This is a genomic window from Massilia phyllosphaerae (assembly GCF_034659755.1).
GTDB lineage: Bacteria > Pseudomonadota > Gammaproteobacteria > Burkholderiales > Burkholderiaceae_D > Telluria > Telluria phyllosphaerae.
In genome coordinates this window covers 1,122,129-1,140,821 of sequence record NZ_JAXSQX010000001.1, presented here as the reverse complement: position 1 = coordinate 1,140,821, position 18,693 = coordinate 1,122,129, and the positions used below count along the sequence as shown (strand labels likewise).

Here is an 18,693-nt window from a genome sequence, read left to right as displayed (position 1 = left end):
CCTCGGCAACCTACATGCGCCAATACAGCAGGTAGTCCATCGGCGTACTGCCCACGGCAAGGCGAAACGCCTCGGCGAAGGCGGTGCGCGACATGCCGGCGATGCCTGCAAGCGCAGCGACCGTCCAGCGCCGTGCCGGCTCGCCGTGCATGGCATCCAGGGCGGCGCCCAGGCGCGGATGCGCCAATGCGCCGATCCAGTCGGTCCGGCGTTCGTCGTCCGGGCAGCGCCCTTCCCGTTTCGAGAAAGCCCGCAGCAGCTGCACCAGCAGCATGTCGGCAAGGTGATGCCGCATCAGTGCGGCGCCGATACCGGCGTCGGCAAACTCGATTTCCAGGATCTGCAAGGTCCGGCTCAGGACCGGCGCCGAGGGCGCATCGCGCGGAATCACCATCAGCTTGGGCAAGGCCTGCGTCAGCAGGTGCTGGTGCAGCGGATTGATCCTGAAGCTGCCGGCAATCATGATCACGTCGTCGCCGCCATAGCGCCCGGTATCCGAGCGCGTCCAGTCGATGACCTCGGTACCGTCCTCCACCGGCAGATCGGGATCGCTGGCCAGCACATAGGCCGGCGAATGCGTGAGCAGGAAGGTGTCGCCGCTGTGCAAGGCGATCGGCGCCCGTTCGCCGTGCACGATCCAGCAGCTGCCGCGCAGGAGGGCGACAAATTTGATGGCGGCCTTGGACGGAAACCGCAGTGCCCAGCGGCCGGCGGCCTCGAAACGCGTGCAGCGCGCACTGCGCATGTCGAGCAAATTCAAGACTTCGCTGAGGCTATCCCGCATATCCGTACGATCGCGACAAAAATATGAACTGATCTATATAGAAACGACATTATCGCCCAAGTATCTTGCTCCTACCAATCAATAAAGGAGCAAACATGGAAAACGTCAGCGGTAAAGTCGTGGCCATCACCGGGGCCAGCAGCGGCATCGGCCGGGCCACGGCGCTGGAATTGGCACGCCATGGCGCCCGTCTCGTGCTGGGTGCCCGCCGGATGGATCAGCTCGAGGCCGTGGCCGACGAGATCGCGGCCGCGGGCGGCAGCGCCGTCTGCCGGCAGACCGATGTGCGCGACCGCGCATCGATGCAGGGACTGGTCGACCATGCCTGTGCCAGCTTCGGCCGGCTCGACGTCCTGGTGGCGAATGCGGGCGTCGGGCCCATATCGCCACTCGACGAACTGCGCGAAGCGGATTGGAACGAGATGATCGAGGTCAACCTGAAAGGCGTACTGCATGGCATCGGCGCGGCACTGCCGGTGTTCCGCAGGCAGGACAGCGGCCATTTCGTGACCGTCGTGTCGACCGCCGGCTTGCGTGTCGTGCCCGGCATGGCGGTCTATGCCGCCACCAAGAATGCGGTGCGCACGCTGCTCGAAGGGCTGAGGCAGGAAGCGGGTGCGCATTTGCGCGTGACCGGCGTGTCGCCAGGCTATGTGCGCACCGATTTCAGCAATGCGATGCCACCGGGCGCCTTGCGCGATGCGAGCCTCCAAGCCAAGGACGCCATCGCCATTGCACCCGAATCGATTGCGCGCGCCATCTGTTTCGCGATTGCGCAACCTGCCGACGTCGATATCGGCGATATCGTGATCCGGCCGACGGCGCAAACCTGAGTTCTGTTGCAGTTATGAGACGTTTAGTTTGTTGCTCTTGAGGTAATTGATTACGATTCAATTTTCCCTGGAGCCGCAACCTTGAAACTCAAACTCATCCGCCAAGCCGTGTTGCTGGCCGCCTACGGCAGCGCCGCCGTGGCCACCGCCCCGGCCGCCTTCGCGCAGACCGCCCCCGCCGCCGACAGCAACCTGCAAAGCGTCAGCGTCGTCGGCTCGCGCCGCGTCGGCAACACCTCGTCCACCGACACCCCGGTCCCGGTCGACTACATCCCGATGACCAAGGTGGCCGAGCAAGGCGGCCAGTTTGACCTGGCGCAGTCGCTGGCCAACATCTCGCCCTCGTTCAACTCGACGCGCCAGACCGGCGCCGACGGTGCCGACCTGGTCGACTCCGCGGCCCTGCGCGGCCTCGGCTCGGACCAGACCCTGGTGCTGGTCAACGGCAAGCGCCGCCACACCACCGCCCTGGTCAACCTGTTCGGCGCGCGCAACCGCGGCAACACCGGCACCGACATGAACGCCCTGCCCCTGCTGGCGATCAAGGACGTGCAGGTGCTGCGCGACGGCGCCGCCGCCCAGTACGGCTCGGACGCGATCGCCGGCGTGATCAACGTCGAACTGAAAAAGAGCCTGGGCTGCGAATCGGTGGTCGGCTTCGGCGAATACTCGAAGCACGACGGCAAGAACTGGCTGGCTTCGGCCTACTGCGGCGTGGCCGTGGGCAGCGGCGTGCTGGGCATCACCGGCGAATACTACGACCGCGGCCGCTCCAACCGCGCCGAGCCGGACAGCCCGCGCATCATCGGCGATACCAAGAGCAGGAACGAGACCCTGTACGTGAACGGCGAATTCCCGGTCGGTCCCGGCAAGCTCTACCTGACCGCCGGCGCCCAGACCCGCGACGCCTCCTCGGCCGCCTTCGCGCGCGGCGGCATCGGCTCGGACGACATCCCGACCCGCAACTCGGCCGCGATGTACCCGGAAGGCTTCGTCCCCTTCATCAACGGCGACGTCGACGACCGCTACGCCACCCTGGGCTACCGCGCCCGCTTCGGCGAATGGGCCGGCGACTTCTCGCAGACCTACGGCTACAACCGCATGCGCTACACCATCGCGCATACGCTCAACGCCTCGCTCGCCAACCAGGACCTGCTGAACGGCGGCAAGGGCATCAGCCCCTCGCAATTCGACGCCGGCGGCTTCGCGTTCCGCCAGCTGACCACCAACGCCGATTTCAGCCGCTTCTACCCCGACGTGCTGGGCGGCCTGAACGCGGCCTTCGGCTTCGAATACCGCGCCGAGAACTACAAGATCTTCGCCGGCGAACCGGCTTCCTACATCGACGCCGACGGCGTGGGTGCCGGCGGCGCCGGCGGCAGCCAGGGCTTCCCGGGCTTCCAGCCGGGCGACGCCACCGACCGCAACCGCCACAGCAGCGCCGCCTACCTCGACTTCGAAGCCGACCTGACCGAGCGCACCAAGCTCCAGGCCGCCGTGCGCCACGAGCGCTACTCCGACTTCGGCTCGACCACCACCGGCAAGCTGGCCGGCTCGTTCAAGGCCACCAACAACGTGCTGCTGCGCGCATCCGCCAGCACCGGCTTCCGCGCGCCGTCGCTGCAGCAGGTCTACTTCTCGTCGACCTTCACCGACTTCATCGGCGGCGTACCGATGGACGTGGTGCTGGCGCCGAACGGCGGCAACGTCGCCAACGCGGCCGGCATCCCGAAGCTGCATGAAGAAAAATCGAAGAGCTACACGCTGGGCGCGACCTGGACCCCGACCCCGTCGATCTCGGTGACCGCCGACCTCTACGACATCGATATCGACGGCCGCATCGTGCTGACCGGCCGCTTCGACGCCGACAATTACCCGGCGCTGGGCAGCGTGCTGCAATCGCTGGGCGTCGGCCAGGCCCAGTTCTTCGTCAACTCGATCGACACCCGCACGCGCGGCCTCGACCTGACCGCCTCGCACCGCACCGCCCTGGGCGGCGGCCGCCTGACCACCTTCCTGGCCATGAACTTCAGCAGGACCGAAGTCAAGGACGTGCACGCCCCGGCCGCGCTGGCCGGCTACGAAGACGTGCTGCTGTCCGAGCGCGAGCGCCTGTTCATCGAACAGGGCGGCCCGCGCCGCAAGGCCACGCTGGACTTCGACTACCTGCTGGGCAAGCTGGAAACCGACTTCCGCATCGTCCATTACGGTCCGCAGACCCTGGGCACCTTCTCGGGTCCGCCGGTACCGAACCAGCACTACGAAGCGAAGACCTCGGCCGACCTGGCCTTCACCTGGTCGTTCACCGACAAGACCAAGCTGACCGTCGGCGGCACGAACATCTTCAACGTGCATCCGACCACGCAGAACGCGGACGAGACCGACAACGGCTTCAAGTACGAGAGCCTGCAGTTCGGCCTGAACGGCGCGGCCTACTTCGCGCGCCTGTCGCACAAGTTCTGATCGTGTAATCCGGCCGGTTTGACCTGGCTGTTACCGGCAGCGTGGCTTATGCTGGTAACAGCCTGATAACCGGAGAGGATCATGATTCTGCGCGAATGGCGGGCCGAAGTCCGCCGCGACAAGCTCGACGCGTATGTCGCCTATGTCCGCGACACCGGACTGGCCCAGTACGCCGCGACACCCGGCAACCTGGGCGCGGCGATCGCGACCCGGCACCTGGATGCCACGCGCAGCGAGATCGTGACCCACAGCTACTGGACCTCGCTGGAGGCGATCGCGGCGTTCGCGGGCGAGCCGATCGACCGGGCGCGTTATTTTCCGCTGGATGACCAGTATTTGCTGACCCGGCCGGCCACGGTGGCGCATTTCGAGGTGGCGGATGGGAGCTACACCCCTCCAGTGCCGTAGGCCGCCGTCGCAACGACGGGAAACACACGATCGTATGCGATGTTGAACAGGAAGCCGTACACCAGATAGAACGTCACGATCGCAATATCCATCAGCAGCGCCGCCCACAGGCCGATGCCCAGGTACCACGCAATCATCGGGATCAGCATGGCGACCAGTCCCGCCTCGAACAGGAAGGTATGGGCGACCCGGATCGCCACCGTCTTGTGGACGCTGCCGCGCAAGCGCAGCATGGCGCGGTCGAACCCCGCGTTGAACAGGAAGTTCCAGATCGTGGCGACAGTCGCCGAGGCGATGCCGATCACGCCCATGTGCTGCACCGGCTGGTCGAAGACCACTGCCGATCCGGGAATGAAGATGGCCAGCGCCACCGCTTCGAACAGGAGTGCGTGGCGGACGCGATCTCGGAATGTACGCATGTAGATGTTCTTTCTTGACTGCGCTCGCGGACTTATCGGTACGACCTTTGCCCGGATGCGCGATTGACGTTTCGAAAACATGATCGCATACTCGATAAATGTATGCATACAGGCAAAATCGAGACATCGTGCTTCAAATATGAAACAACTGAACTGGGATGACCTGCGGCTGCTGGCCCTCATCGCGCAGGAAGGGACCTTGCGGGGGGCGGCCAGGAAGGCGGGACTGAGCCCGGCCACGCTCTCGCGCCGGCTTGACGACCTCGAGGAAGCGGTCGGCCACAAGCTCGTCGAGCGCTTCCAGGGCGGTTGCATCCCAACGGCGTTCGGTACCGATGTCATCGCCTTGGCCGGCCAGATGGGCGAGATCGCGCTGGACGTCGAGCGCACGCGCGAGCGCCAGGATGCGCATGCGGCGTCGGGCCTGGTGCGGATCAATACCGACGAGTGGCTATCGTATTTCCTGACGACCCGGTTTGCGCGCTTTCATGACGCCTTTCCCAACGTCGAGGTCGAAATCATCACCTCCCACCGTCCCTACAGCCTGACGCGCCGGGAAGCCGATATCGCGATCCGGCCTTACCGTCCCGAACAGCTCGACCTCGTCACGCGCCGCATCGGCACCTTGTCCTTCGGGCTGTACTGCAGCCGGGATGTGGCGACGCGCCATGCCGCTGCGCTGGCCGATCGGGAATGGGCGAGCGTGCCCTTCGTGGGTTTCGACGAGCCACGCGCGGAGTTTCAGTCCGACCGCTGGCTGCGCGCACTGCCGGGCGCACCGGCGCCATGGATGAAGTGCAGTTACGGGCTCGGTATTCTCGACGGCGTGACCCATGGCGCCGGCCTGGGTGTGCTGGCGACCTTTCTTGCCAACGACGCGCCGAATCTGGTCGCCGTGATGCCGCATATTCCCGAGCTGGATCAGGAAATCTGGCTCTCGATGCACGGCGGCTTGCGTACCAGCGCGCGTGTCAGGGCGGTCGTGGATTTCATGGAGCAGGTGTTCGGCGCATACCGGGAAACGGGCAGGTAACGGATGATCCGGTCATCGTTGGATGATCGTACGGCACGTCCTACACGTCGACTTGCACTCATCCTATTCTAAGCACTGCCGAGCGCGTCCATGATTGCCTTACATACCAATGAGAGGAGCAATCATGAAAACTTATCAAAGCGTACTGATTGCCGGTCTGATGGCCATGGGCCTGGCAGCCTGCAGCTCGACCGACATGAATTCAAGCAGCACCGGCAGCTCGTCGATGGGATCGACGGCCAGCGGCACCCGGGCGGATATCGCCAACGCCACGGATCGCACCAACGGCAGCAATGGCGGTGGCGCCGACAACTCGATGGGCAATAACGCCGGCACCGGTAACAGCGGTACCGGCTCGAACAGCCGCTGAGTCAGCGGCTTTCCTCGCGCACGCCCCTTACGCGGGCGCTGCGCGGTTGTGATCAGATGCGGCGCCGGCGCCCTGCATAAGCATGCGCAAAACCGTCGAGCACGTGGGCGGGCAGCATTTTTGCCATGCTGTGCAGCACCAGCGGCACGATCATGAGCTCGTCGACCGCGCCGAGCACCGGCAAGGTGAAATTCAAGGGCTCGACGGCGAACAGTCCGAGCACCGCCAGCCCGGGCAGCAGCCACACCGGACGTTGTTCATGGCGGATGGCGAACCACAGCAGGCGCAGATCCTGGCCTGCCACCACGCGCCACAATGCAAACATGCGTTTCATACGTCCTCCTCCATGGCTGGGGTTTTCCCTGCCCCTAGATGGGTCGTCGCGGCCTGAACACAATAGGTAATTCGACAAGGCTGTCACCTTTCAATGCGACAGCTTGGGATCATGCCCTGCAGGAGTAGGTTTAGGATTTGCGTGCTCGCCGTACCACCCCGCCCAATCCCAGTCCCGCCAGCAGCAGCGCCAGCGAACCTGGTTCCGGCACGGCGGCGGCACTGTCGAAGCTCAGGTCATCCATCACGTAGCTCGCCTGGAAGTCGCTGGCCACGACCACCGTGTCGATGAGCCCGTCCCAGCCGGCGTCCAGGAAGGCCGGCGTCTCCGCCAATTGCAGCGACGCCGAGCTGGCCACCAGCTGGCCGTTCGCATACAGGTCGAAGCGTACGCTGCTGTCGCCATAGCCGGCGAACCAGGCGCCGTCGAAGACGGTCGGCGCCAGGAAGCGGATGGTGCTGGCGACCGGGCCGCCGTCGGTCCAGTCGGTGGTCACCCTGCCCTGGCCGGAATGGGCGGTGAATGGCCACTGCTCGCTGGTGATGACCGACAGGCCGGCACCCGACCAGTCCAGGCCACCGTAGTTGCCGGGGACGGCAGCGATGTCGTCGGGACCGGCGATGTCGTCGAAATCCAGCACGGTCGCCGAGGCGAAAGGCGCGCACAGCGCGATGGCGGCGCTCAGGGCGACGCTGCGGATGATGGGATACATGAAATTCCTTTGGATGCTTGATGAAAGGTGGCGTCAGGCGCGGCCCAGGGCCGGGTCGCTGACCGTATGGCGGCCGGTTTCGACGCGCCCGGCGAAGCGCCGCAGGTAGTCGGTCTGGCCCGACACGGTGGCGCTGAAGTCGTACCAGTAGCCGTTGGCCGCCACCGGGATGCGCACCGTGAGTTCGGTGCGTGCCGCCAGCGTGTGCAGCTGGCGCAGCTGCGCATAGGCGTTGGCCACCAGGCTGAAGGTGCACGGCGCCGCCCCGGTATTCACCAGGCGCAGCACCAGCTCGCCGCTGGTGGCGTCGCAGCGCACCTGCAGGTCGGGGCGCGGCTGGCCTGCCGCGACGGCGCGCAGCGCACTGCCCGTGAAGTGGCGGAAGTAGCCGTTCGGTCCCAATACCCACAAGTCATACGGGGCGCCGCTGACGCCCGGGGTCCAGGTATCCGCAAGCGACTTGCCCGCCTCCACCGTATAGCGGCGCGGTACGGCGGCCAGGTCCTTGCGGTCGTACACGTGGAACACGGCGGCCTGGCGGCCGGTGTTGGTGAAGGTCAGCGCCACGCGCGCGGACGACATGGTGGCGCCGGGCTGCACTTCGCAGGTGGTCGCCAGTTCATACGGCAGCGCGCGCGAGGGCCGCGTGCCGGCGGCCTGCAGCGGCATCTGCGGCGACGCCGGCGGCGCGATCTGCGGCAGGCGCTGCTGGGCGGCGCGCAGGGCGTCGGCCTGGCTCCTGTCCTTGCGGCCCGCCAGCGTCGGCAGGGTTTCGGCGTTGGGCGTGGCGAAGTTGAAGGCGCTGGTGAGGTCGCCGCAGACCGCCCGGCGGAAGGGGCCGATGTTCGGCTCCTTGACCCCGAAACGCGCTTCCAGGAAGCGCAGCACCGAGGTGTGGTCGAACACCTGCGAGTTGACCCAGCCGCCGCGGCTCCAGGGCGAGATCACGAACATCGGCACGCGTGGGCCGGGGCCGTAGACGCGGCCGTCCGCAGCCGGCTGCTTGGTACTGCCGGCCGGCTTGCCGTGTGTGTAGTACTCGGGGCCCATGTCGGCCGGTGCCAGCGTGGTCTTGCCGGCGTAGCCGCCCTTGCCGTCCGGCGACGGTGCGGACGGCGACGGCACGTGGTCGAAATAGCCGTCGTTCTCGTCGTAGGTGACGATCAGCACGGTCTTGCTCCAGACTTCCGGGTTGGCCGTCAGCGCGTCCAGCACTTCCTGGATGAACCAGGCGCCCTGCACCGGGCTGGACGGGCCGGGGTGCTCGCAATAGATCGACCGGGCGTTCATCCACGACACCTGCGGCAGCTTGCCTTCGCGGATGTCGCGCTTGAAGGCATCCAGGTATTGCTCGGGGCGGGTGCCCGGCAGGGTGTTGGCGATGCCTTTGTACAGCGGGTTGTTGACGTTGTCGGTTGCCGCATCGTAGGCGTGATAAGGCAAAGCCTGGCCGGTGCTGGTGTAGGGCTGGCCGGGGGCGCCGCCGCTGGAGACCGGGTAGCCGGAGGCGATATTGGCTTTCCTGAATTGGCGGAACGCGCCCAGCATGTTGTCGCCCCACTCGTCGGGCATGTTCTGGTAGCTGATCCAGCTCACGCCGGCCTTTTCGAGGCGCTCGGCATAGGTGGTCCAGGTATAGCCGGTGTTGACGCCGCCCTGCACCCCGTCGATCGCATCCCACTCGTTGGTGACGAAGGCGGTACCGGTCGGCACCGCGCCGTTGGTGCCGGTGATGAAGAATGAGCGGTTGGCGTCGGTCCCGGTGTGCATCGCGCAGTGGTAGGCGTCGCACAGCGTGAACGCATTGGCCAGCGCGAACTGGAACGGGATTTCGTTCTCGTTGAAGTAGCCCATCGAAATCGGGTTCTTGTAGCGCGGCCACTGGTCCATGCGGCCGTTGTCCCAGGCCATCTGGCTGTCGTTCCAGTCGTGCGGCGTGCCGTTGGCGCGCTGCGCGTTGCCGACGCTGCCGTCCAGGTGGAAGGGCATCACCACGGTGCCGTTGCCCAGGCGCTGCTGCCACACGGTGCGGCCTTCCGGCAGCGGGATCGGGAAGCGGTCGCCGAAGCCGCGCACGCCGGCCAGCGTGCCGAAATAATGGTCGAAGGCGCGGTTTTCCTGCATCAGGATCACGACGTGCTCGACGTCGCGAATGGTGCCCGTCGCGTTATTGGCAGGAATCGCGAGGGCGCGCTGGATCGCCGGCGGGAAGGCTGCGTAGGTGGCGGCGGCGATACCCGCGTGGGCAGTGCCGCGCAGGAAGCTGCGTCGTGAGGTCATGAGGTTTGTCCGGGCGTTGGTGGATTACTTTTATGCAAGCAAAACGCTTGCATGTCGTTGCCATGCCGATACGGCTTTACAACGTCGCCAATGTAAACTGCATGCATGACGACGGCATGACAAACCACCCGACGTGGTCCGGACTCCCCCGCTGGTGCCTAGCTGGTGCCTAGCCGGTGACGGCGATCGCCGGCGGCCGCCGCGCCGGCTGTACCCGCGCCTCGTTCGAGCGCATCTCTGCCGGGGCGCCATCGAAGCGGTACACGGTCGCATCCAGCAGCTCCCACTGCCCCTCCCCCATCAGATGCAGCACGTGGGTATGGTGGCGCAGTACCGCCGGCCGGTGCGCAATGCTGATCAGCGTGGTGCCGCTCTCGCGCAGGCGCCCGTACAGCGCCGCTTCGTTGGCGCCGTCGAGGGCACTGGTCGCTTCGTCCAGGATGACGATCTTGGGCGCATGCACCAGCACGCGGCCGAAGGCCAGGCGCTGCTGCTCGCCGACCGACAGCAGCTTGTCCCAGTCCTGCACGGCATCCAGGCCGCCCACGCGGCCGGCCAGGCGCGGCAAGTGTACCTGTTCCAGGATGGCCAGCAGCTCGGCGTCGCCCAGGGACGTGTGCGTGCTGGGGTAGATCAGCTGGCTGCGCAGCGTGCCGCGCTGCAGGTAGGGCTGCTGCGGCAGGAAGAAAAAGTCCTCTTGCGGCGGATGCTGGATCGTGCCGCTGCCGGTCTGCCACAGGCCGGCGATCGCGCGCAGCAGCGAGCTCTTGCCGCAGCCGCTGTCGCCGGTGATGAGCAGCGCGTCGCCCGGCTTCAGGGTCAGGTTCAGTTCCTTGATCAGCACGCGTTCGGACTGGGGCGGATGCAGGGTCAGCGACTGCAGCGCCAGGTGCGTGCCCGGACGGCGCTCGATGCTCGGATGCGCATCGACGGCAGCACCGGCAGCAGCGGCAGGTGCGGCATCGTCCAGCACCAGCCGCGACAGGCCATGCAGGCGGCCGATGCCGGCGATGAAGCGGCTCAGGCTTTCGAAATTGTCGACGATCACGCCGACGGCGCCCAGCACCGCGGTAAAGGCGCCGGCGGCCTGGATCGCGCGCCCGACCTCCAGTTCGCCCGACAGCACGCCGCTGGCCAGGATCACGCCTGGCAGCACCAGCGTCAGCTGGCTGAAGGTGCGCTGGAACATGTTCAGGTTGCGCTGCTTCTTGATCAGCTTGGCGAAGTTGTGGATGGCCTTGTCGAGCTTGAGATTGATGCGCGTCCGTTCCTGTTCTTCGCCGCGGTAGAAGGCTATCGATTCGGCGTTCTCGCGCAGGCGGATCAGGCTGAAGCGGAAGTCGGCTTCGCGCCGCAGCTGCCAGAAGTTCAGGTGGATCAGCGGATTACCGAACACGTACAGGGCGACCACCGTGCCGATCGACGCGTACAATGCCAGCACGCCCACGAGCATGTGCGAGATCGACCACAGCACGGCACTGAAGGCCACCAGCTGCATGATCGAGCCGATGAAGATCAGGAGAAAGTGAATGGAGCGCCCGGTGAAGGTGTTGATGTCTTCGCTGATGCGCTGGTCGGGATTGTCGATGTCCTTGTTGGCGTCGAGCGCGTAGTACTTGCGCCCTTTCAGGTAGCCGTCGAGGAAGCGGCCGGTGAGCCAGCGCCGCCAGTGGTTGGCGAACAGGTCGCGCATGTAGTAATAGAAGGCGTACACCGGTACCGCGAACGCCAGCGTGAACAGGCAGGCGCGCACCGCCGTCCAGAAGCGGTTGCCGTTCTTGGCGGCCAGCGCCGAGGTCATTTCGCCGGCTTGGTCGTTCAACATGACGGCCAGCTTGGTCTCGACCAGCATCAGGGCGATCAACGCGAACAGCAGCCACCAGGCCTTCTTTTTTTCTTCGCTCAGCCAGTAGGGTTTGGCCACCTCGACGAATTGCTTCCAGGCGGCGACGGAAAGAAGCGCGGTCCGGCGCCGTCTGGGTTGGGGAATGGCAGAGGTGGGCGAGGTCATGATTTGCAGGCAGGCGTAATGTACGACTTGAGCATATGACCGGGCACAAATTTGTTCGGTGCGGAAACATACATAGCGACAAGTCCGTCACCGGACCTGCCGCTATTTACTACAAACCCTTGCGGGCAATCAGCCCTGGGTCAGGGGATTCGGCGCGATGTAGACGCGCACTTTGGGGGCGGTCACGCCTTCGGGGGCGATCACGGACAGGTCCACCACGTCCTTGTTCGGCCAGTTGTTGAAGGCGAAGGCGAAGCGCTGGCCGTTCACGTCGAACTGTACGGTCTCGCCACTGGTGACATTGATGTGGCGGGTACGCTCATGGACGACGATGGTGCGGTGCGCATGCTGGGCAGGTACGCCATAATCGGCACGTGCATGTTTGGTGTGTGCCACGTCGGAGGCGGTGGCGCAACCGGTAGCGAGCAGGACACTGGCGAGCAGCGGGAGGATCAGGGTACGGGTCGAGCGGTTCATCATTTTTCTCCTCTAGGTTGGATGAGGCTAGTCTAGAGTTTTGCCGCTGACACGAGCATGACCCGAATATGACAATTGCATTACAGAAGCGGGTCGGATTTGTCACCCGCAAGACCGCCAGAGTCCGGCACAATGGCAATGATGCAAAATGACTGCGAATAGACGCGAAATAGATGCGAATACTGATTGTTGAAGATGATCCCAAGACCGGCGACTACCTGAACAGGGGCTTGCGCGAATCCGGTTTCAATGCCGACCTGGCGCGTTCCGGCCCGGACGGTCTCTACTTGGCGCTCGAGCACGACTACGACCTGATCGTGCTGGACGTGATGCTGCCGAAGATGGATGGCTGGACCGTGCTGCACGAACTGCGCCAGCGCAAGGACACGCCGGTGCTGTTCCTGACGGCGCGCGACGAGATCTCCGACCGCGTACGCGGCCTGGAACTGGGCGCCGACGATTACCTGGTCAAGCCCTTCGCCTTTGCCGAACTGCTGGCGCGGATCCGGACCCTGCTGCGGCGGGCGCCGGCGCGCGAGCCCGACGTCATCCGGGTGAGCGACCTCGAGGTCGACCTGCTGCGCCACCGCGTGTCGCGCGGCGGTGCCCGCATCGACCTGACGCCGCGCGAGTTCGCCCTGCTGAAACTGCTGGTGCGGCGCGAGGGCGAGGTGCTGTCGCGTTCCCTGATCGCCTCTCAGGTGTGGGACATGAACTTCGATTCGGACACCAACGTCGTCGACGTCGCGGTCAAGCGCCTGCGCGCCAAGGTCGACGATCCGCACCAGCGCAAGCTGATCCACACGGTGCGCGGCATGGGATACCTGCTGGAAGAACGCGCGTGACGCGCACGCCGCTGTCGATTTCGCTGCGCCTCGGCGTACTGTTCGCCGCGATCGCCGCCGGCGTGTTCGGGGTCGTCGACGCCTACCTGTACCAGACGCTGGCGGTGCAGATGGAAGAGCGCGACGACGCCGACCTGCTGAACAAGGGCTTGCTGGTGCGCCAGCTGCTGAGCACCCTGCCGGCCGGCGGACGCATGCCGCAGGAACAGCTGCAAGCCGTGCTGGCGCCGGTGATCGGCCAGGAAGGCGTGAGCCTGCACGTGGCGCTGCCGGACGGGCAGGTGCTGGTATCGACCGTGCAGGACGAGGGCCGGCTGTCGGCCTACGTGCCGGTACCGCTGACGCGTGCGCCGGAACGCCTGGACATCGTCGAAGTGGAAGGCGAGCAGTCGCCGACCCACGTGCTCGACATGCTGGCCGACTACGGCGGCCTGGGTGCGCGCACCCAGGTGCGCGTGCTGCTGCTGCGCGAGCGCTCGGACCGCCTGGCGATCCTGCAGCGCTACCGCGTCGACCTGCTGACCGCGCTGGGCGCCGGCATCCTGCTGGCCAGCGCGCTCGGCTTCTGGGCCATCCGCAGCGGCCTGCGCCCGCTGCGCGGCATGGTCGCCAAGGCCAACGACATCCATACCCACCACCTGAATACGCGACTCGATCCGTCCAGCATGCCGGCCGAACTGCGCGAGATGGCGGTCGCCTTCAACGACATGCTCGACCGCCTGGAAGAAGGCGTGCAGCGCCTGTCGGGCTTTGCCGCCGACCTGGCGCACGACCTGCGCACGCCCATCAACGCCTTGATGATGCAGACCCAGGTGGCGCTGGGGCAGGAACGCAGCATCGACGAGTACCAGGCCCTGCTCGCTTCCACCCAGGAAGAGTACGAGCGGCTGTCGCGCATGATCGAGAACACGCTGTTCCTCGCGCGTGCCGAAAACGCCCAGCTCGCGCTGCGGCGCGAGCGGCTCGACATCAAGCGCGAGCTGGCCCACATCGCCGATTATTTCGAGATGCTGGCCGAGGAGAAGAACGTACAGCTGACGCTCGGCCCAATGCCGCCGGTGCCTTTGTTCGCCGATCCGGTACTGCTGCGCCGGGCCGTCAACAACCTGATGTCGAACGCGATCACCTACACCCCGCCGGGCGGCCGGGTGCGGCTGGCGGCGCGCGCGGAAGAGGCGTGGATCACGATTTCGGTGAGCAACAGCGGCGACGGCGTGCCTTCATTCGACCTGGAACGCGTGTTCGACCGCTACTACCAGGCCGACCCCGCACGCGCCAGCGGCAGCTCGGTCGGGCTGGGCTTGCCGATCGTGCGCGTCATCATGCACCTGCACGGCGGCGGCGCCCAGGCCGAGATCCACCCCGGGGCCGACACCGTGTTCAGCCTGTGCTTCCCGCGCCAGGTGCCGGAAACGTGACCCTGGCCTCGAGGCCTTTCAAGCGTGCCGATTCGCCCAGCGTCAGGCGCGCGCCATGGCGCTCGGCGATCGACTTGATGATCGCCAGTCCCAGCCCGCTGCCGGCGGCGTCGCTGCCCGGCACGCGATAGAAGCGGTCGAACACGCGCTCGCGTTCCGCCGCCGGGATGCCGGGACCGCTGTCCTCGACCGTCACCACCACCTCCCCTGCCCGCGCTTCCACCGACACGTCGACCGTGCCGCCGCTCGGGGTGTACTTGATCGCATTGTCGACCAGGTTACGCAGCAGGATCATCAAGGCGTCGCTCTGCCCTTGCACGGCGGCGGCATCGGCGCGTTGCAGGCCGAGGTCGATGTGCCGGGCTTGCGCCACGCCGGCCAGGTCGGCCACCGCGCGTCCCGCAAGCGAGGCCAGGTCGACCGGCTGGCGCGGCGCTTCGTTGGCTTCCTGGCGCGCCAGCACCAGCAATTGCTCGACCAGGCGGGTGGCGCGCTCGATGCCGGCGGACAGGCGGCCGATGGCGACCTGGCGCGCCTCGTCGCAGTGGGCGCGTTCCAGGCTGGTTACCTGCAGCTTGAGCGCGGCCAGCGGCGTGCGCAGTTCGTGGGCGGCGTCGGCGACGAAGTTCTGCTGGGCGTCGAAGGCGGTGCGCACGCGCCCGAACAGCAGGTTCAGTTCCTGCACCAGCGGGCGCACCTCGTCCGGCAGTCCGTTTTCCGATACCGGCGACAGGTCGTCGGCCTGGCGCGACGCCACCTGGCGCCGCACGCGCGACACCGGATCGAGCGAACCGCTGACCACCCACCACACGACCAGCATCAGGATCGGCATCATGACCGCGATCGGCCCCAGCGTGCGGAAAGCCAGGTTGCTGGCCATGCTGCGGCGCACGGCCAGGTCCTGGGCCACCTGCACGGTCTGGTTATCGGTCTGGATCGAGAAGATGCGGTAGGTGGTGCCGTTGGCGCGCACGTTGGAGAAGCCGAGCACGGCGCGCTGCGGGAGGCGCGCGTGCGAGGCGCTCTTGAACACCTGCACGCCGTCCGGCGACCACACCTGCACCACCATGTCGTCGCTGCCCGACAGCGGCGTCTCGACGTTGTCCGCGGTCTCGCTGCTGGCGAGCGGCACGCGCGAACGCAGCGACAGCGCCATCTGCTGCATGTGATAGTCGAAGATCTGGTCGGCGTCCTGCAGCGCCGTGCGGTAGGCGATCGAGGCCTGGGCCACGGCGGCGATCGTGATCGCGGCCAGCAAATACCACAGCAGCCGGCCGCGCAGGGAATGGGTCAGTACACGCCTTACTTTCACTTCTAGACCTTGGGAACCATGTAGCCGACGCCGCGCACGTTCTGGATCAGGTCGCTGCCGAGCTTCTTGCGCAGGCCGTGGATATACACCTCGACCGCGTTGCTGCTGACTTCATCGCGCCAGCTGTACAGCTTTTCCTCGAGCTGGGCGCGCGACAGCACCGCGCCGGGACGCGCGACCAGCGCTTCCAGCACGGCCCATTCGCGCGCCGACAGCACGGTCGGGGCGCCGTCGACCAGCACTTCGCGGGTGGCGGGATTGATGGAGATGTTCTTGTACTCGAAGACGGGTTCGGCGCGCCCGGCGGCGCGCCGCAGCAGCGCGCGGATGCGCGCCAGCAGTTCGTCGAGATCGTAGGGTTTGAGGACGTAGTCGTCGGCGCCGGCGTCGAGCCCGGCGATACGCTGCGCCACCGCATCGCGCGCGGTGGCGACCAGCACCGGCGTGCGGTCCTTGCGCGCGCGCATGCTGCGCAACACTTCCAGGCCATCCTTGCGCGGCAGGCCCAGGTCGAGGACCACCAGGTCGTAGTTCTGGTTCTGCATCAGGGCCGTGTCGGCCATTTCGCCGTCCTTGACCCAGTCGACGGCGTAGTGCTCGGCCCTGAGCAGGTCGAGCACCACTTCGCCGATCATCGTATCGTCTTCCACCAGCAGCAGCCGCATTCAATCCCCCGATTATCTGAAACCCATGCGGGTGGAAGACACCACGATTCGTCAGCCAATCCGCACGGGAATGAAGATTCTGTCATCCCCGCGCTGGATCAGCAAGGCCACCGACTTGCTGGACTTGCCGACCACGTCGCGCACCTGGGCCACCGAGCTCACCTGCTTGCCGTTCACGGCCAGCAGGACGTCGCCCGGCTGCACGCCGGCCATCTGGGCGGCGCCGCCCGCATCTTCGATCAGCAGGCCCGACGGAATGCCGGACTGGCGCTTCTCCATCGGGTCGAGCGGCCGCAGGGCCAGGCCGAGCTTGGCGCCGCTGTCAGCGCTGGCCAGGGCGTTGCGCGCCGATGCATCGGGCTTGTCGTTGGCACTGCCCAGCGTTGCGTTCACTTGCACGATGTGGCCGTCGCGCCAGACGTCCAGCACGACGCGCTCGCCCGGCTTGGCCACCGCCACCAGGGCCGACAGGTCGCCGCTGGCAACGATCGGCTGGCCGTTGACCTTGCGGATCACGTCACCCGACTTCAGGCCGGCCTTGTCCGCAGCGCTGCCGCGCTGGACATTCGAGACCAGTGCGCCGTCCGGCGTGTCCAGCTTGAACGAATCGGCAAAATCCTGGCCGATGTCCTGCAGGCCGACACCCAACTGGGCGTGCTGCACCTTGCCGGTGGCGACGATCTGGTCCTTGATGCGGATCGCCGCATCGATCGGGATCGCGAACGACAGGCCCTGGTAGCCGCCGGTCTGGCTGTAGATCTGCGAATTGATGCCGACCACTTCGCCACGCGTGTTGAACAGCGGGCCGCCCGAGTTACCCGGGTTGACCGCGACGTCGGTCTGGATGAAGGGCACCGAGTCGCCCGGCAGCGAGCGCCCTTTGGCGCTGACCACGCCGGCGGTCACGGTGGACTCCAGGCCGAACGGCGAACCGATCGCCAGCACCCATTCACCGACCTGCAGGTTGCGGGTGTTGCCCAGCGGGACCACCGGCAGGTTCTTGGCATCGATTTTCAGCACGGCGACGTCGGTCTTGGTATCCGAGCCCAGGACTTTCGCGCGGTATTCGCGGCGGTCCTGCAGCTTGACCGTGACTTCGTCGGCATCGCGCACCACGTGCGCGTTGGTAAGGATGACGCCGTCCGGGCTAACAATGAAGCCCGATCCAGCGCCGTAAACGACTTCACCGCGGCCACCGTTGCCACCACGTGGCTGTTGCGGTTGCTGGAAGCGGCGGAAGAATTCAAAGAAGGGATCGTCCTCGTCGAACTGCGGCATCTGGCGCTGCTGCGCCTTGGCGCTGCCGACGACGCGGATGTTCACCACGGCCGGGCCGTTGTGGGAGACGATCTTGGTAAAGTCCGGCAAGCCGACTGCGGTCGCGTTGCCGGCGACAGGCGCCGGGGTCGCTGCGACCGGTGCCGGTACGCTTGCCGGCGCGGGGACGTTGGCCGCCGCGGCGGCTTCGGCGGCGGCAGTTGCGTTATTGTGATTGACTGCGATCGCGCCAACCGCTCCGCCAACGACGCCGGCCGCGCACAGGGCCAGCGTGAGACGTTTTGCGGTGATGGCAACTGCACCTTCGGTTTGCATATACGTGCTCCTGGGTTTGGAAAAGTGGTTCTGAGGACTGCTGTTTTGGTAAGGAGTATATTGAGCTTGCAGTCTTAGAACATGCTTAAGCTCGAGTTCGTACGAGCTTAGGCGGCGCTTAAGTAGGGTGGACGGCTTCGCCGTCCACGCGGCGACAGGTGACGTTTTCGTGGCCGTGCAAACGGAAAAGAGGCGCCGAAGCGCCTCTTTCTGACTACCGTTACTTGCTACCGATTACGCAGCTTGCTGGGTCGGTTGCTCCAGCACTTGCACGTTGTCGGTATTGCCCAGTGCATCGGCAATCGCGATCTTGCGCGGCTTGAAGGCTTCCGGCACTTCGCGGACCAGTTCGATGGTCAGCATGCCGTTGTCGAAGCCGGCGCTGACGACCTTCACGTGGTTGGCCAGCTGGAAGCGCTGTTCGAAGTCACGCGAAGCAATGCCACGGTGCAGGAAGGTACGCTGCACGTCGTCTTTTTGCTTGCGGCCGGTGACCAGCAGGGTATCGCGTTCGGCGACGATGTCGATCTCGTTACGGTTGAAACCGGCGAGCGCCATCACGATACGGTATTTGTCTTCGCTGACCAGTTCGACGTTGTACGGCGGGTAGCTCGGGGCGGCTTCAGCACGCTGCTCGAGCAGGTTCACCAGGCGGTCGAAACCGATAGCGGAACGGTACAGGGGAGTCAGATCGAAAGTACGCATGATTGAATATCCTTTTAAAGTTCAAGCGATA

18 protein-coding genes are annotated in these 18,693 nt (G+C 65.9%); 7 read left to right on the top strand and 11 right to left on the bottom strand.

Annotation, left to right across the window (positions count from 1 at the left end; all coding sequences use genetic code 11):
- Nucleotides 1-10 precede the first annotated feature (10 nt).
- Nucleotides 11-784 carry a cupin domain-containing protein gene (locus U1H99_RS05045; RefSeq protein WP_323140646.1) on the bottom strand — a complete coding sequence of 258 codons (774 nt, stop codon included), beginning with the start codon at nt 782-784 and terminating at the stop codon, nt 11-13.
- Nucleotides 785-879: 95 nt separating this feature from the next.
- On the opposite strand from U1H99_RS05045, the gene U1H99_RS05040 reads away from it, so the two are divergent.
- The 3 genes from U1H99_RS05040 to U1H99_RS05030 all read left to right on the top strand — a co-directional run bounded on the left by U1H99_RS05040 (nt 880) and on the right by U1H99_RS05030 (nt 4,488).
- Entirely contained in the window at nt 880-1,617 is a 738-nt protein-coding gene (locus U1H99_RS05040) for an SDR family oxidoreductase (protein ID WP_323140645.1), read from the top strand.
- An 81-nt stretch (nt 1,618-1,698) separates the two neighbouring features.
- Complete coding sequence (locus tag U1H99_RS05035) at nt 1,699-4,080, top strand: TonB-dependent receptor plug domain-containing protein (protein ID WP_323140644.1); 2,382 nt, start codon at nt 1,699-1,701, stop codon at nt 4,078-4,080.
- 81 nt (nt 4,081-4,161) lie between these two features.
- Nucleotides 4,162-4,488 (top strand): hypothetical protein, encoded by a 327-nt coding sequence (locus U1H99_RS05030; RefSeq protein WP_323140643.1) that lies wholly within the window; start codon nt 4,162-4,164, stop codon nt 4,486-4,488.
- On the opposite strand, the gene U1H99_RS05025 is transcribed toward U1H99_RS05030, so the two are convergent.
- Nucleotides 4,467-4,907, bottom strand: a complete 441-nt coding sequence (locus U1H99_RS05025) for a PACE efflux transporter (RefSeq protein ID WP_323140642.1) — start codon at nt 4,905-4,907, stop codon at nt 4,467-4,469. The genes U1H99_RS05030 and U1H99_RS05025 overlap by 22 nt on opposite strands.
- A 139-nt stretch (nt 4,908-5,046) precedes the next feature.
- On the opposite strand from U1H99_RS05025, the gene U1H99_RS05020 reads away from it, so the two are divergent.
- Both U1H99_RS05020 and U1H99_RS05015 read left to right on the top strand, forming a co-directional pair.
- Nucleotides 5,047-5,940: a LysR family transcriptional regulator gene (locus tag U1H99_RS05020; protein ID WP_323140641.1), complete on the top strand. Its 894-nt coding sequence runs from the start codon at nt 5,047-5,049 to the stop codon at nt 5,938-5,940.
- Nucleotides 5,941-6,064: 124 nt separating this feature from the next.
- Entirely contained in the window at nt 6,065-6,310 is a 246-nt protein-coding gene (locus U1H99_RS05015) for a hypothetical protein (protein ID WP_323140640.1), read from the top strand.
- A 52-nt stretch (nt 6,311-6,362) separates the two neighbouring features.
- On the opposite strand, the gene U1H99_RS05010 is transcribed toward U1H99_RS05015, so the two are convergent.
- From U1H99_RS05010 to U1H99_RS04990, 5 genes are all read right to left on the bottom strand, one after another.
- Nucleotides 6,363-6,644: a hypothetical protein gene (locus U1H99_RS05010; protein WP_323140639.1), complete on the bottom strand. Its 282-nt coding sequence runs from the start codon at nt 6,642-6,644 to the stop codon at nt 6,363-6,365.
- A gap of 130 nt (nt 6,645-6,774) precedes the next feature.
- Entirely contained in the window at nt 6,775-7,356 is a 582-nt protein-coding gene (locus U1H99_RS05005; protein WP_323140638.1) for a PEP-CTERM sorting domain-containing protein, read from the bottom strand.
- A gap of 33 nt (nt 7,357-7,389) precedes the next feature.
- Nucleotides 7,390-9,636, bottom strand: a complete 2,247-nt coding sequence (locus U1H99_RS05000; protein WP_323140637.1) for a phosphocholine-specific phospholipase C — start codon at nt 9,634-9,636, stop codon at nt 7,390-7,392.
- A 169-nt stretch (nt 9,637-9,805) separates the two neighbouring features.
- Entirely contained in the window at nt 9,806-11,647 is a 1,842-nt protein-coding gene (locus U1H99_RS04995; protein ID WP_323140636.1) for an ABC transporter ATP-binding protein/permease, read from the bottom strand.
- A gap of 129 nt (nt 11,648-11,776) precedes the next feature.
- A complete protein-coding gene (locus U1H99_RS04990; protein WP_323140635.1) occupies nt 11,777-12,127 on the bottom strand; it encodes a CzcE family metal-binding protein in 351 nt (116 codons plus the stop codon).
- 170 nt (nt 12,128-12,297) lie between these two features.
- Here U1H99_RS04990 and U1H99_RS04985 point away from each other — a divergent pair, with 170 nt between their 5' ends.
- Together U1H99_RS04985 and U1H99_RS04980 are read left to right on the top strand one after the other, a co-directional pair.
- Nucleotides 12,298-12,969, top strand: a complete 672-nt coding sequence (locus tag U1H99_RS04985) for a heavy metal response regulator transcription factor (protein WP_323140634.1) — start codon at nt 12,298-12,300, stop codon at nt 12,967-12,969.
- On the top strand, nt 12,966-14,387 hold the full coding sequence (locus U1H99_RS04980) for a heavy metal sensor histidine kinase (RefSeq protein WP_323140633.1): 1,422 nt from the start codon (nt 12,966-12,968) through the stop codon (nt 14,385-14,387). Before U1H99_RS04985 ends, U1H99_RS04980 begins: the two co-directional genes overlap by 4 nt.
- On the opposite strand, the gene U1H99_RS04975 is transcribed toward U1H99_RS04980, so the two are convergent.
- The 4 genes from U1H99_RS04975 to U1H99_RS04960 all read right to left on the bottom strand — a co-directional run bounded on the left by U1H99_RS04975 (nt 14,350) and on the right by U1H99_RS04960 (nt 18,662).
- The gene (locus U1H99_RS04975; protein ID WP_323140632.1) at nt 14,350-15,699 is read right to left on the bottom strand and encodes an ATP-binding protein; all 1,350 of its coding nucleotides are present in this window, start codon (nt 15,697-15,699) and stop codon (nt 14,350-14,352) included. The two genes, U1H99_RS04980 and U1H99_RS04975, sit on opposite strands and share 38 nt — an antisense overlap.
- A gap of 2 nt (nt 15,700-15,701) precedes the next feature.
- On the bottom strand, nt 15,702-16,364 hold the full coding sequence (locus U1H99_RS04970; protein ID WP_323140631.1) for a response regulator: 663 nt from the start codon (nt 16,362-16,364) through the stop codon (nt 15,702-15,704).
- A gap of 51 nt (nt 16,365-16,415) precedes the next feature.
- Entirely contained in the window at nt 16,416-17,957 is a 1,542-nt protein-coding gene (locus tag U1H99_RS04965; RefSeq protein ID WP_323140630.1) for a Do family serine endopeptidase, read from the bottom strand.
- A gap of 234 nt (nt 17,958-18,191) precedes the next feature.
- Entirely contained in the window at nt 18,192-18,662 is a 471-nt protein-coding gene (locus U1H99_RS04960; RefSeq protein ID WP_141832795.1) for an Hsp20 family protein, read from the bottom strand.
- Nucleotides 18,663-18,693: the final 31 nt, after the last annotated feature.

What these genes read in the sequence shown, in the direction of transcription:
- U1H99_RS05045 (WP_323140646.1), bottom strand. Translation starts at nt 784, where the DNA reads ATGCGGGATAGCCTCAGCGAAGTCTTGAATTTGCTCGACATGCGCAGT.
- U1H99_RS05040 (WP_323140645.1), top strand. Translation starts at nt 880, where the DNA reads ATGGAAAACGTCAGCGGTAAAGTCGTGGCCATCACCGGGGCCAGCAGC.
- U1H99_RS05030 (WP_323140643.1), top strand. Translation starts at nt 4,162, where the DNA reads ATGATTCTGCGCGAATGGCGGGCCGAAGTCCGCCGCGACAAGCTCGAC.
- U1H99_RS05025 (WP_323140642.1), bottom strand. Translation starts at nt 4,907, where the DNA reads ATGCGTACATTCCGAGATCGCGTCCGCCACGCACTCCTGTTCGAAGCG.
- U1H99_RS05020 (WP_323140641.1), top strand. Translation starts at nt 5,047, where the DNA reads ATGAAACAACTGAACTGGGATGACCTGCGGCTGCTGGCCCTCATCGCG.
- U1H99_RS05015 (WP_323140640.1), top strand. Translation starts at nt 6,065, where the DNA reads ATGAAAACTTATCAAAGCGTACTGATTGCCGGTCTGATGGCCATGGGC.
- U1H99_RS05010 (WP_323140639.1), bottom strand. Translation starts at nt 6,644, where the DNA reads ATGAAACGCATGTTTGCATTGTGGCGCGTGGTGGCAGGCCAGGATCTG.
- U1H99_RS05005 (WP_323140638.1), bottom strand. Translation starts at nt 7,356, where the DNA reads ATGTATCCCATCATCCGCAGCGTCGCCCTGAGCGCCGCCATCGCGCTG.
- U1H99_RS05000 (WP_323140637.1), bottom strand. Translation starts at nt 9,636, where the DNA reads ATGACCTCACGACGCAGCTTCCTGCGCGGCACTGCCCACGCGGGTATC.
- U1H99_RS04995 (WP_323140636.1), bottom strand. Translation starts at nt 11,647, where the DNA reads ATGACCTCGCCCACCTCTGCCATTCCCCAACCCAGACGGCGCCGGACC.
- U1H99_RS04990 (WP_323140635.1), bottom strand. Translation starts at nt 12,127, where the DNA reads ATGATGAACCGCTCGACCCGTACCCTGATCCTCCCGCTGCTCGCCAGT.
- U1H99_RS04985 (WP_323140634.1), top strand. Translation starts at nt 12,298, where the DNA reads ATGCGAATACTGATTGTTGAAGATGATCCCAAGACCGGCGACTACCTG.
- U1H99_RS04970 (WP_323140631.1), bottom strand. Translation starts at nt 16,364, where the DNA reads ATGCGGCTGCTGCTGGTGGAAGACGATACGATGATCGGCGAAGTGGTG.
- U1H99_RS04965 (WP_323140630.1), bottom strand. Translation starts at nt 17,957, where the DNA reads ATGCAAACCGAAGGTGCAGTTGCCATCACCGCAAAACGTCTCACGCTG.
- U1H99_RS04960 (WP_141832795.1), bottom strand. Translation starts at nt 18,662, where the DNA reads ATGCGTACTTTCGATCTGACTCCCCTGTACCGTTCCGCTATCGGTTTC.